The 11,802-nt window shown below is 66.7% G+C and carries 13 protein-coding genes; 4 read left to right on the top strand and 9 right to left on the bottom strand.

Features of this window, described 5'->3' with window-relative positions; genetic code table 11:
* Positions 1-100 precede the first annotated feature (100 nt).
* Together EL337_RS28315 and EL337_RS28310 are read left to right on the top strand one after the other, a co-directional pair.
* Positions 101-1,387 (top strand): spinster family MFS transporter, encoded by a 1,287-nt coding sequence (locus EL337_RS28315; protein ID WP_048631473.1) that lies wholly within the window; start codon positions 101-103, stop codon positions 1,385-1,387.
* A 142-nt stretch (positions 1,388-1,529) separates the two neighbouring features.
* Positions 1,530-2,783: an MgtC/SapB family protein gene (locus EL337_RS28310; protein WP_048631472.1), complete on the top strand. Its 1,254-nt coding sequence runs from the start codon at positions 1,530-1,532 to the stop codon at positions 2,781-2,783.
* 54 nt (positions 2,784-2,837) lie between these two features.
* Here EL337_RS28310 and EL337_RS28865 read toward each other — a convergent pair whose 3' ends face one another.
* The 8 genes from EL337_RS28865 to EL337_RS28275 all read right to left on the bottom strand — a co-directional run bounded on the left by EL337_RS28865 (position 2,838) and on the right by EL337_RS28275 (position 8,920).
* Positions 2,838-2,987: a hypothetical protein gene (locus EL337_RS28865; RefSeq protein WP_170216944.1), complete on the bottom strand. Its 150-nt coding sequence runs from the start codon at positions 2,985-2,987 to the stop codon at positions 2,838-2,840.
* Positions 2,988-3,106: 119 nt separating this feature from the next.
* Entirely contained in the window at positions 3,107-3,787 is a 681-nt protein-coding gene (locus EL337_RS28305) for a CIA30 family protein (RefSeq protein WP_048631585.1), read from the bottom strand.
* Positions 3,787-4,206, bottom strand: a complete 420-nt coding sequence (locus EL337_RS28300) for a DUF4174 domain-containing protein (RefSeq protein ID WP_232786755.1) — start codon at positions 4,204-4,206, stop codon at positions 3,787-3,789. The genes EL337_RS28305 and EL337_RS28300 overlap by 1 nt, the downstream gene beginning before the upstream one ends.
* A 155-nt stretch (positions 4,207-4,361) precedes the next feature.
* Positions 4,362-5,276, bottom strand: a complete 915-nt coding sequence (locus EL337_RS28295; RefSeq protein WP_232786754.1) for a TIGR03620 family F420-dependent LLM class oxidoreductase — start codon at positions 5,274-5,276, stop codon at positions 4,362-4,364.
* Positions 5,277-5,380: 104 nt separating this feature from the next.
* The gene (locus EL337_RS28290) at positions 5,381-6,589 is read right to left on the bottom strand and encodes a low temperature requirement protein A (RefSeq protein ID WP_048631470.1); all 1,209 of its coding nucleotides are present in this window, start codon (positions 6,587-6,589) and stop codon (positions 5,381-5,383) included.
* Between the two features lie 336 nt (positions 6,590-6,925).
* Positions 6,926-7,612, bottom strand: a complete 687-nt coding sequence (locus tag EL337_RS28285) for a class I SAM-dependent methyltransferase (protein WP_048631469.1) — start codon at positions 7,610-7,612, stop codon at positions 6,926-6,928.
* 112 nt (positions 7,613-7,724) lie between these two features.
* Positions 7,725-8,012: a DUF4873 domain-containing protein gene (locus tag EL337_RS28280; protein WP_232786753.1), complete on the bottom strand. Its 288-nt coding sequence runs from the start codon at positions 8,010-8,012 to the stop codon at positions 7,725-7,727.
* The gene (locus tag EL337_RS28275) at positions 8,009-8,920 is read right to left on the bottom strand and encodes an AurF N-oxygenase family protein (protein ID WP_048631468.1); all 912 of its coding nucleotides are present in this window, start codon (positions 8,918-8,920) and stop codon (positions 8,009-8,011) included. Before EL337_RS28275 ends, EL337_RS28280 begins: the two co-directional genes overlap by 4 nt.
* Positions 8,921-9,036: 116 nt before the next feature.
* Here EL337_RS28275 and EL337_RS28270 point away from each other — a divergent pair, with 116 nt between their 5' ends.
* Positions 9,037-10,242, top strand: coding sequence for a PucR-like N-terminal domain-containing protein (locus EL337_RS28270; RefSeq protein ID WP_048631467.1), 1,206 nt, complete (start codon positions 9,037-9,039; stop codon positions 10,240-10,242).
* A gap of 22 nt (positions 10,243-10,264) precedes the next feature.
* Here EL337_RS28270 and EL337_RS28265 read toward each other — a convergent pair whose 3' ends face one another.
* On the bottom strand, positions 10,265-11,068 hold the full coding sequence (locus tag EL337_RS28265; RefSeq protein ID WP_048631466.1) for a bestrophin-like domain: 804 nt from the start codon (positions 11,066-11,068) through the stop codon (positions 10,265-10,267).
* 183 nt (positions 11,069-11,251) lie between these two features.
* Between EL337_RS28265 and EL337_RS28860 the strand changes: the two genes are divergently transcribed.
* Positions 11,252-11,755, top strand: coding sequence for a nuclear transport factor 2 family protein (locus tag EL337_RS28860; RefSeq protein WP_048631465.1), 504 nt, complete (start codon positions 11,252-11,254; stop codon positions 11,753-11,755).
* Positions 11,756-11,802: the final 47 nt, after the last annotated feature.

Below are 11,802 nucleotides of genomic sequence, written 5' to 3'. Positions count from 1 at the left end.
CGCAGTGCCCCCATGGCTATGCAGCCCCGCAACCAGGCCCGCCGACAAAGCTCACGGCCGTGCTGCAAAGCTGTTCGGCAGCGAATCACAGAGGAGACCGATGTCGACACCGCGGGATGGCGCTGCGCTCGAACCCCTGGACACTCACGGGCCCACTCGTGCATGGGCCGCCGTCGGGGTGCTCGCCCTCGTCGGCACCCTCAACTACGTCGACCGCTTTCTGCCCGGCGTGCTGGCCGAGCCCATCAAGCAGGAACTGGCGTTGTCCGACACCGCAATCGGTGTCATCAACGGGTTTGGGTTCCTCATCGTGTATGCCGTGCTGGGCATCGTGATCGCGCGCATCGCCGACCGTGGCGTGTTCGGCGCGGTCATCGCCGGCTGCCTGACACTGTGGGGTGCAATGACCATGCTGGGTGGCGCGGTTCAGTCCGGCCTGCAGCTCGCGCTGACCCGAGTCGGCGTGGCGGTCGGCGAGGCAGGCAGCTCACCCGCAGCGCACGCCTATGTGGCGCGCAACTTCGTCCCGGAGAAGCGTTCTGCGCCGCTGGCAGTCATCACCATGTCCATCCCGCTGGCCAGTGCCGCCAGCTTGCTCGGCGGCGGTCTGCTCGCCGAGAGCCTCGGCTGGCGGGCGGCTTTCGTGGTGATGGGCGGAATCAGCGTGCTGCTGGCACCTCTGGTGTTGTGGGTGGTCGGCAGCCGCCAGAGCCTGCCCACCCCACCGCCGCGTGAGCCCTCCGCCGCGCTGCATTGGTGGGATCTGCTGCGCAAACCCAGCTTCCTGGCCATGGTGGCCGGCACTGCGCTGGTGTCGGCGGCCGGATACTCGCTCACCACCTTTGCGCCCGCGTTCCTGATGCGCAGCCGAGGTATGTCACTCGGCGAGGTCGGAATCCAGTACGGCCTGGCCACCGGCGTGCTCGGAATTCTCGGCCTTCTGATCGTCGGGCGGATCGCCGACCGGCTCGCCACCCGCGACCCGCGCTGGTTGCTGTGGATCGTGGTCATTCTGATCACGGGCCTGCTGCCCGCCTCGGCGTTGGCATTCGTCGTCGAGAGCCAGACCTTGTGCGTATGGCTGCTGGCACTGGCCTATGTCATCGGCACCGCATATCTGGCGCCGTCCATCGCGGCGATCCAGCGCCTGGTGCTCCCCGAACAGCGCGCGACAGCGTCGGCCATCTTCTTGTTCTTCAACGCGACGCTGGGCGCAGTGGGTCCGTTCCTGACCGGCGTGATCAGCGATGCACTGACCGCAGAGCTAGGCCCGCAGGCGCTGGGCCGCGCACTGCTGATCCTTGTTCCGACGATGCAGCTGGTAGCGATCGGCTGTTACGCCCTTGCCGCGCAACGCTACCGCCGCGACATCATCGAGGAGTCCTGAAGGACCGCAATCGATTCGGCGAACATATGTGGCACTGTCGTCACGCCAGTCATTTGCGGATTGCCACTGCGTCGACGTAGAGGACCGGTGTTTCCACTCGGATCGACGTACTCTCCTTGTGGTTTGGCGAATAGGGGTCCTTGTGAGCTGGCTGCAGATCCAACCGTTCCTGGTGGCGCTGGCCATCGGGCTGCTTCTCGGCTTGGAGCGGGAACACAGCCACACCCGCAAGGTGCCCGCCGGATCGCGGTCGTTCGCTCTGTTGTCGCTGGTGGGGGCAGTTGCCGCGGGTATAGACACGTGGGCGGTCGTGGGAGGTCTCGTCGGAGTCGGGGCCATCCTGGCACTCGCCTACTTTCGCACCAGCAAAGAAGACCCTGGAACCACTACGGAGATCGCGGCACTCGTGGCCTACCTCCTGGGCGCACTCGCATACACCCGGCCGGCGGTCGCAGTCGCCCTCGCGGTGGTCGTCGCCGGCCTGCTGGTGTCGAAAGCACGCATTCACCGGTTCGCACGCGAGATTGTCAGCGAGGTCGAGCTCGAGGACGCCATCAAGTTCTTGGCCGTAGCTTTCGTCGTCCTGCCGCTGCTGCCCGATAGGGGGATGGGACCCTACGGCGTACTCAATCCGTCGAAGGTGTGGTTCCTCGTGGTGCTGCTTACCGGCATCGGCTGGGTGGGGTACATCGGCGTTCGCGCGCTCGGCCCCGAGCGAGGTCTGCTCGTCACCGGCTTGGCCGGCGGCTTCATCTCGGCGAGCGCAACGACGGCATCGATGGGTCGGCTCAGCAAGACGGCCACGAGCTGGCGGGCGCCGCTGGCCGGCGCGCTCCTCGCCAGCCTCGCCACCTTCGTACAGCTCATGATCGTGATCGGCCTCGTGGATGTCGACGTGCTGCGCCACCTATGGCCTCCTGTTGTCGCGGCCGCGTTGGTACTCGTCGCGATCGTCGCAGGCGTCTACCGGAGTGCCACCCGGGCGCATCAGGACAGCGGGGCAACCGCCGAGGCTGAAGCCGAGCCGGCGAGCCGGCCTTTCGCGCTGCGTCCCGCCATCGTCCTGGCCGCGGTGTTGACCCTCGCCCTGCTGGTGGGACGTTGGGGCGCACACGTTTTGGGACCCAACGGGGCAGTGCTTGCGGCGTTCGCCGCAGGCCTGGCCGACGCCCACGCGGGCTCGGTTGCCGCCGCCAGCCTCGCCGCCAAGGGTGCCATCACCGTAGGAACTGCGTTGATTGCGGTGGGTGCCGCGCTGGGGTCGAATCTGGTCGTCAAGGTGGTCCTGGCCTTCGCCGCCGGCGGCCGCCGCTTCGGCGTCGGATTTCTTGCGGGCATGGCCATACCCGCTGCCGTGTTCGGCATCGCCCTCGCCGCAACCGTCACCACGCTCTGAGTATCAGCGCGGGGCTTGGGCGATGAACTGTTGGCTAGAGCGACGCCCCTGAAGTCAGCTGGCCTCGTTGGCGTCACCGGGATGGGGCACGTTGTCCTCGTCGACGTAGGCGGCGTGCTCGGTGTCGACACCTTCGTGGTCGCGCGGACCTTCGTTGGCTCCGTCGGGTTGGCCCGCGTCCGCGGCGTCACTGGGCATCGTCATGTGCACGTCCTCCTACTCGCCCCGCCGGGTTCGTCCCGCCGGAATGTGCGTCGGTAGGCGGGGTGCCCAATCTGTGCTGTGCCGAACCGGAAAGAGCCTTGGGACCCGAGAAACTGGTCTCAGGATGTGGCGTCGATCGTGCTGACAGAGATCTCGAACGGGCCCTGCTGCTTGTCGAGAATGTAGACCGCCACCTCGTCGATGGTCGACGGGTCCAGCTTCTGCGGGGCGTCGGGTGCGGGATCGAGCCGCATGCCCACCGGCTCGAAGCCCCCGACGGGCAGATCGTAGATCCGCTGCACTCCGGCCTCGGTGGGGAAACGCTGGACGTAGGACCAGGGCTGCCCTTCGGTGCCCACCTTCAACAGGTAGGTCTTGCCGTCGCCCCGAGCGTGGACGCGCAGCGACGTCGCGGCAGCGGCCTTTCGTCCCATGTCGGGATCCTGCGGACTGCGGGCTGAGGCGAACCCGCCGTTGTTGTCCAACGAGATGGTGCCCGAGAACACCAGCGCTCCATCGCCGAACGTGATCGTCGACGCGGACTTGCCGCCCATGACGGGATCGTTGACCGTCGTCCAGGTGGCCACCTCGCCGGCGTCATCGAGGTCGACGAGCACGACGCCGGCCCCGTCAGGCACGGTGGGGGCTTCGGACGACTGAAGAGTCTCCGGCGTGTTCGTCGTCGCGTCCGCGTCGGCGGTTTGCCCGCTGCTGCCGCACGACACCGACAGAAACGCCACACCGGCGAAGGCGATGCTGAACAGCCCACGCGGTAACCGACGGCCTGTCTGCGCCGACATCAGCACTGACTCGGATCGGCAGTGATTTCGCGGCTTCGCATGGGCATGCCATCGATCAGGGCATAGATTGCCGACAGATCCGGGACCCCGGTGACGCGGCGCTTCTCGCCGCCATCCTTGCCGATCAACAGGGCGGTGAAGGCATTGCCGTCGATCCCGTACTGGTCCCACAACCGTTGTGCCTCATCGGCGTTGAGTATCCGACCATCGAGCGTGCTGGTGCCCTCGGTCACCACCACACCGAGCACCATGTCACGGCCGACGAACTCACATCGACTGGCGTCTATTCGGCCCAGCGTTTCCACAAGTTGCGGCTCGCTGTCGGTAGCCGCGAACAGAAGCAGAGGACGATGCGTCCAGCGGTAGTCGCCGAGGCCGGCAGCCGCGGCACTCCCTGACCCGAGCGCGATGCTCGCCATCAGAACACTGAGCGTGAGCGCGCTCAGGGTGATCAGCCGGGACCTGCGGATCCTTGTCATGGTACTTATCGACTGTACGTGGTCTGGCGCACGATCAGGTGACGGATCTGGTGACGTCGGCCGGCCGGCCGACGGGCTTGCGGGCGGACGTGGCCTCAGCCGGAAGTGCGGGCGGGAAGGTACTTCGCCAACGCGCGGTACTCCGCCATCGGCGAAGCGCCGTGTTGCTCTGTGAGCACCTGTATCGCAACGTGATTCGCCCCCGCCACCACATGGTCGGCAAGCTGGTCGAAGATCCTGGTCGGCGTTCCGTGCAGGACCATGGCATCGATGAGCCGGTCACTTCCCGAACCGGCGACATCTTCCTCGGTGAACCCGTGGCGCACCAGGTTGCTGGTGTAGTTGCGCAGCCGCAGGTACGGGTTCGCGATCATGGTCCTGCCGATCGAGCGCGCGTATTCGGCGTCCTCGGTCACCACAACCTTGTGCTCCACCGCCAGCAATGCGCTGGGGCCCATGATGTCTCGCGCGAAGCGCGTGTGCTCGGCAGTGGTGTTGTACGGATGGGCCCCAAGGGTGCGAGCACCGGCGAGCGCGAGGGTCTTCTGGCCCAGCGCGGCCACGACGATCTTCTCGGCGGGCACCCCCGAACTGCGCAGGGTGTCGACGTAGCCCACCATGTGGGTGTACGGCCGGCGGTAGGTCTGGGTGCTCTCGGGGTGACCCAGCCCGACGCCGAGCACCAGACGTGCGCCGAACGTGTCAGCCAGCCGGTGATAGTGGGTGGCGACGTCCTCGGCACGGTCCTGCCACATGTTGATGACCGCGGTGGCGACTGTCACCGTCTGCGTGGCATCCAGCACCCCCTCGACCAAGGACAGGTCACCGACGGGGTCGGCGCCGATTCCCAGCCAGATGGTGCCGAAACCGAGCTCCTCGAGCTCGGGGGCATAGTGGATGCGGGCCTGATCCCCGAGGGCCGGGTTCAGCCAAGCGCCGAACGCGCCGAATTGGTCGTACAAGGCAAATCCTCCATCACGTGTCGCGGCAGGCAGACGGTTCGTGGTCACCGGACTGCTGCTCAGGACCCAGCGTGGAAGTTCCCCCTGGGGGAAAGTCAACCTGATCGCCCCGCCACACGGCCCCAGGTCCATCGGATGGCGACGCCGGAGTGCTAGTGCACGGCTCCAGCTGTGCCGGTACCTATCTGCGGGCGGCGCCACAGCTCCCACGCGAGTCGCATGGCTCCGATCAAGGCAAGAATGATCAGCGACAAGCCCGCGGGGACGGAGATCGCCACCGGATACACCAGGACGGTCGCAGCGGCGGTGAGGAGCCGGTCGACTCTCAGCTGATGGTGGTCCCGCCACCGGTAGGCCACCTCGGCGGCGTAGAACAGCGCAATCCCCCCGGTAAGGGCAAGGGCGGGCAGCGGTGACAGCGGCTCATCGATGTGTTCCACCGAAACGCGTGCCCCGAGGGCGAAGAAGACGATGCCCGCAACCAGCGGCAGGTGCAGATAGCTGTAGGCGTCGCGCGCCAACAGTGCCCGGTCGGGCGCGGGTGTTCGACGCATGCGTTCTTCGGCGCCGGTGGTGAGGCCGAAGTAGGTCCACCACAGGGTGGCCGAGATCAGCACCCCGAGAACGACAGCGCCGAGGACACCGGGACGGTGCAGGTTTTCGGTTGCCCCCAACCCCAGGGAGATGATCGCCTCGCCCAGGGCGATGATGATGACCAACCCGTGGCGGTGGATGAAATACGAAGGCACGACTCGAAGTCCGTTGATCCCCGCTCTCAAGGGACTGCCGAAATCGGCCAGCGCCGCCGCGACCCACAACAACTCGCGGTACGGGGAGGGCGCAAAAGCGCCGGCAACGATCAGGACGGGCCCGACAAGCAAACCCGGCACCAGGCGGCGGACGGCCGCCGCCAATTCTTCCTCGTCCCGGGACGACGAGGCGAGGAACAATCCGACGTTGATGAGGCGGACGGCAAGCAGTGCGAACCCGAATACGAGGGCCCCAGTTGTGAATGCCGTTGGCAGCGCGATCGCCGCGATGAACATCGTCGCCATCGCGAGGATCATCAGCACCGTGTGGAACTCCCGCGCGATCTCGAACATGTTGGTCAGCCAGGCGTAGCACACCCAGGCCCACCAAAGAGCGAGCAGAGCAAGCACACCTCGGCCGAACCCCTGCCAGGAGATGTCATCGAGCATCAGATGGGTGACCTGCGACATCGCGAACACGAACGTGAGGTCGAAGAACAGCTCCAGGAAGCCCACCGACCGGCCATCCGGTGCCTGGGGCTCCCGCAACTCGGCGGTGCCAGTCTCGCGGTCAGCCGGTCCGCCGGCGGCGCTGCTGTCGCTGACCGTCATCGTCGACCGGTGCTCATGGTGGTCGCAACGTCCCATCTACCAGGGACCGAGTTGGATCCAGTGGTGGCCCACATGGTCGTCTGACCTGCCGCGGAGACCACACCGCGGTACTCGGGATTCCGCATTGGTGGCATCGCATCCTCCGGGGGTGAAGTCACGAGATCGGGATGGGCGCCGCAAGCGTCGCAACGTGCCAACCAGCTTGGACCGCGGGCCAGCCTGAGTCATCGTCACCGGAGGTCAACTCGGCGAGGAAAAGTCTGAACTGTCGGCATGGAGCCTTTTTCTCCGTCGCTGCCGTTCGACCTTCGGGGCGGATACCCGGTGTTGTCGGAATCAGGCGTAGCCGACCCAGCCGCGGAAGGTAAAAGCAGAATAGAACTCGGTGACGGCGGAGAACCCGGCGTCGTGCAGGATGGCCACGTCTTCATCGGGGGTCAGGAATGGGACATCGGAATTGACTGTGCTGCACATCTTTTTGGCGTCCTCCTGGCTGACGCCGGAGTCGACCGCATAGGCCGAGTAGCGGGACAGCCACTGTGCCCGCTGAGCTACATCGTGTTGCGGGACACTCATGTGTGCGACCACGAACGGTGCACCCGGCGCTAGTCGGCGGCGCACCGCCGCGGCAGTGCGACGACGCTCGTCCGGCGGCAGGAAGTGCAGCGTCAGCAGCGCGGTGGCCGCGTCGAAAGGCCCCTCCGGCGCGTCGTCGATGTATCCCTCGTGCAGTCGGGCGCGCGTGGCCAACGGTCCGAGGGTCTTCCTGGCGACCGCAAGCATGGGTGCCGCTGGGTCGACGCCATCGAACGTCCAGTCTGGCCGGGCATCGGCGAGTGCCTTCATTTCCAGTCCGCCGCCGGCGCCGAGCACCAGCACGCCGGCGTTCGCCGGCACCCGCTCGCTGATGAGAACCGCTGCCAACCGATGGATCTCGTGGTAGCCCGGCACAAACCGCGGCGGATTGCTGGTGTAGCCGGAGGCGAACTGCGCATCGTGGAACAGCTCAGAATTTCGACTCATGTGATCAGTGTCGGTACGGCTCCCGCGCACCGGCAAGTATCTTTGCTTTTCAGGCAAAGAGGGTGTCTCGTGAAGATCGATGGCAGGCCACGCGACGACACAACAGCCTCACCTACGCCGTACGGAACGGCGGCGGTCCCATCCCGCTGATCATCAGATGCCCTTCGGGGGTTCGCTCGACCAACCGCGCGGGTGCGTCACGGTCGTCCACGCACAACCGCACCGGAGCGCCACCTGACCGCACATCGGCGGGTGCGTCGTGGACGGTGCCCTGCCAGTGGTAGTGACCGTCGAACGGGTTGATCCGTCCCTTCAGACGCACCCGCACGACGTGTCGGATGTCGCCCACGACCAGGCTGGCCGGGCCGGCGTAGATGCCGTCGTCATTCACCGTGCTCACAGGAAGTGGTTGCGCTTCCACATCCGGCGGGCAATCGGACCCATAAGTCCGGCCTCGTCGAGGAACGCCGCCAGCGAGGCGAATCCCTCGCGCTGGACGGCATGAAAATTCGGGTTGGCGCGAGCTTGCCGCTGCGCCTCGGCGCTGTCGAGACCCACCCGGTGGTACAGGCCACGCCGGGTGAAGTTCTGAAAGTACAGGCGGGCGCCGAGACCGTGCAGATTCGCCAGCAGCCACCGTGTGCGCCGGGACAATGCGGGGATGTCCCGACGGATACCGTCGCGGGCGAACTGAATGTGCCGGGCTTCTTCGGTGACGTGAATCCGCATGACCCGCTGCACCAGCGGTTGCACATCGTCGCCGTCGTCGAGGATGCGGCGCTGGAGGGCATCGAAGATCTCTTCGCCCACCAGCGCTGCGATCCACAGCATCGGACCGCGGAAGATGAACGGCATGGCGTTGACCCTGCGGGCGTCAAGCCCCGTGGGCCAGAAGGGCTCGACGCCTGCTCGCTGGATGGCCTTGCCGAACATGAGCATGTGGCGGGCTTCGTCGCCCAGTTCCGTCAGTTCGTAGAAGGTGTCGTTCGACGTCGGCGAAGAGTGCATCATCCCGCGCAGCAGCGACTGGTTGAGCATGTTCTCGAACCAGATGCCCATCGACAGATAGTTGGCGAACTCATGGCGGGACAGGTCGATTCGCTGTTGCGCACTCATCTGTTCCCACATCGGGGTGCCGTACAGCGACGACATCTGTGGTGGCAGGAAATGCTTGTCGTCGGCCAGCGGAGCGTCCCAGTCGAGATCGACGACAGGCTCGTAGGACTTCTTGGCCGACCCCTTGAGCAGTCGCAGAGAGATGTCGTCCCGACTCCGCCCGCCGACGGCCGCCGCTGATGTGGTGGTCATGTCACCCATACTTCCTGACCTATGCGGGCAATTTCTGGTCCTCCATGTCCAAATCGAGCACGGCAGATTGTCCGTCTCGGTCAGTGCCGGGTCCTGGACCGCCTAGCATCGGCGGTATGTCGGTCACGCCGGACGAGGGTCCGAGGAGTCTCGAGCTGCCGCCGCACACGCTGGAAGCAATGCGTGCCGGATTGCCCGCCCTCATCGACAAGATGGTGAAGGCCGTCATCGCCGAGGTGCCCGCACTCGCCCAGGCTGCTCAAGAGTCCTGGCGTCCGGTGATCGACGCCTCGGCCGATCAGTTGCTCGGGGCCCTGCTGGACCAGTTGGACGTAACGATCGATCCGTACACCCCGCTGCCGATGCAGGACGTGTTGGACACCGCCCGTCGTTTCGGTCGACGGGAGGCGCGCAACGGCCGACCCACCGAAGTGCAGCTGGCAGCGTATCGTGTTGGCGCACGCGAGCTTTGGCGCGAGTGGAGCGCGCTAGCCGCGCGTGACGGGGCGGATCGCGATGACATCAGCACCTTCGCCGAGATGTTCTTCGCCTACCTCGATCGGATCTCGGCTGCCGGCGTGGCCGGGCATGCCGAGGAACAAGCCCGTTCGGGCCTGGACCGCGAGCGCCGACGTGAACGGCTGGTGCGGATGCTTCTGCGGCGGGCCTCCTCCGAAGAACTCGACGTGGCGGCTGAGCACGCGTCGTGGACCGCTCCCCGCACCCTGACTGCGGTCGCGTTACCGGGCCGGCAGCAGCGGGGCGCAGGGGCGATCACGTCGGACCCGCGCACACTGCACGTGCCCGAGGACGCCGTCACCGTGCCGTCCGGCGTACGGGTCGTCCTGGTCTGCGACGTCGGTGGTGGAGCGCGGGCACCGTTCCTGGCGTCGGTGGCCGCAACCGGTGCTGTGGTGGGACCCGCCCGGGAGTGGAAGCAGGCGCAGTCCTCGGTCCGCCGGGTGGTGCGGGCTGTGGAGATGCGGCGCCCGGAGGCCACCGACGTGCTCGACACCGACCAGTTTCTCCTCGAGTTGGTGCTCGATGCGGACGCCGAGGCCCACGCAGACCTGCGCGCGCGGGCGCTGGCTCCGCTGGCCGCACTGCCCGAGGCTGCTCGGGCTCGGCTCGTCGAGACGCTGCGGTCCTGGCTGCTGCACCATGGCCGCCGCGACGACGTGGCCGCCGATCTCGTCGTGTCGCCGTCGACGATCCGATACCGGTTGCGTCAGCTGCGCGACGCCTACGGAGACGGGCTCCGCGATCCGCGCGTGATCGCCGAACTCACCGCCGCACTGGCGGTCGCGCCTTCGCCCTCGTAGCGACGCAGTCGTCACCGCACCCCTATGTGGGGATTCCGTTCGCATCGCACGGCACCGGGTTGCCCTCGTCGATGAGCGTCAGCGTCACCCGCATCTCGTCGGGTTGCAGGCTGCCGGTCCAGTCGCGGTAGGGGTGATCGAGGAAGGCCACGACGAGCATCGCGGAGGTGACCAGGGCGGAGACGAACACGATCGGTACCGCCTGGACGACCGCTCCTTCGCGGCGATCGGCCTGCACGCACATGTAGATCAGGATGGCTGACGCGCCGATTCCGAGGACAATCCACAGCGGCTGCGGCACCGACGGTTCCGCCTCGGCGAGGCGTGCGCGGCGACCGTCTCTGCGTTGGGCCTGCTGATCGAACCACTGGCCGGCGGCTGCCTCCTGAGTGGCATTCGTCGGGGTGGTGGCCGCGAAGTCCTCCACCGTGGCGTCGACCCAGTCTTGCGTCGCGACAGACGATTCACCGCGCGCCATCGCCGGCCACTCATCGGAGACCACGGAGCGCGAGTAGCAGATCAGGTCGCCGTGCAGGCTCGTCCCGTCATGCCCTTCCAGCACGTCGGCCACATTGTGCAGTTCGGTGACCGCGATGGCCTCCATGCTGGCGCCGTCGCGGGCACGCTGATAGTTCTGCAGTGCGTAGAAGATGGTGAAGGCCATCAACACGGAGAACATGGTGCCGATCACCGTGAGCGCGCCTGCGGCGCGGGTGCTGTCGATGAACCAGCCGGGGTCGGGCGCGCGTCGACGCGCCAGCAGTTTGACGCCCGCGGCTACTGCCACGACAGTCACGAGTACCGCAGCCGCCAACCAGTTCAGCATTCGCAGGATCCTGCCATCGCGCGCAGCTTTTCAGCTCACCTGCAGCCCGGGTGGGTCGGCGAGTCGCCGAAGGCGCGGACAACCGTTGACGCCGACTCGTATCTTGAGGGGCGACTCGCGAACGGGCGGCAGCAGCTGACGTCGCCGGCCGTACGGGCACACAAGGATCCGAGGGAGAAGCCGGTGGCAATACTCGATGCGCGCGAAACGGAAGCTCTGGAGGCGTATCGGCGGTACGTCGCGCAGCGTGAACTCTGCGTTGCCGGGGACGCACCCTGGTCGACGATCGGCCAATGGTTCACCGACGACGCCGTCTTCATCGACCCGGCCTGGGGCCGTGTGCAGGGCCGCGACGAGATCACCCGATTCCTCGACCACTCGATGGCCGGTTTCGGCGGGTGGAGCTTCCCTGAGGAGTGGACGATGGTCGACGGCGACCGGCTGGTGACGTACTGGTGGAATCGCCTGCCCGGAGCCCGCACCGACGGGTCGGCCTATCAAGCGCCGGCGTTCTCGCTGCTCCACTATGCGGGTGGCGGATTGTTCGACTACGAGTTGGACGTACTGAACATCGCCGAAGTGGGTGCCCTGATCGCCGAATCCGGCTGGCTGCCCGGTGCGGGAATGGCGATTCCCGGTGCACACCCCGACCGGAACATCACCCCTCCGCGGCTGCCGTCACCGTGATCGGTGGACGGTGACCCACGTTCACCGAGTGACTGAATCGTTCTGGT

Source organism: Mycolicibacterium aurum (genome assembly GCF_900637195.1).
Classification (GTDB): domain Bacteria; phylum Actinomycetota; class Actinomycetes; order Mycobacteriales; family Mycobacteriaceae; genus Mycobacterium; species Mycobacterium aurum.
Note: the sequence above shows the minus strand (reverse complement) of the source record. Positions and strands in the feature narration are given on the sequence as shown.

What these genes read in the sequence shown, in the direction of transcription:
- EL337_RS28275 (WP_048631468.1), bottom strand. Translation starts at nt 8,920, where the DNA reads ATGACCACCACATCAGCGGCGGCCGTCGGCGGGCGGAGTCGGGACGAC.
- EL337_RS28865 (WP_170216944.1), bottom strand. Translation starts at nt 2,987, where the DNA reads ATGACGATGCCCAGTGACGCCGCGGACGCGGGCCAACCCGACGGAGCC.
- EL337_RS28270 (WP_048631467.1), top strand. Translation starts at nt 9,037, where the DNA reads ATGTCGGTCACGCCGGACGAGGGTCCGAGGAGTCTCGAGCTGCCGCCG.
- EL337_RS28300 (WP_232786755.1), bottom strand. Translation starts at nt 4,206, where the DNA reads ATGGCGAGCATCGCGCTCGGGTCAGGGAGTGCCGCGGCTGCCGGCCTC.
- EL337_RS28315 (WP_048631473.1), top strand. Translation starts at nt 101, where the DNA reads ATGTCGACACCGCGGGATGGCGCTGCGCTCGAACCCCTGGACACTCAC.
- EL337_RS28285 (WP_048631469.1), bottom strand. Translation starts at nt 7,612, where the DNA reads ATGAGTCGAAATTCTGAGCTGTTCCACGATGCGCAGTTCGCCTCCGGC.
- EL337_RS28290 (WP_048631470.1), bottom strand. Translation starts at nt 6,589, where the DNA reads ATGACGGTCAGCGACAGCAGCGCCGCCGGCGGACCGGCTGACCGCGAG.
- EL337_RS28265 (WP_048631466.1), bottom strand. Translation starts at nt 11,068, where the DNA reads ATGCTGAACTGGTTGGCGGCTGCGGTACTCGTGACTGTCGTGGCAGTA.
- EL337_RS28305 (WP_048631585.1), bottom strand. Translation starts at nt 3,787, where the DNA reads ATGTCGGCGCAGACAGGCCGTCGGTTACCGCGTGGGCTGTTCAGCATC.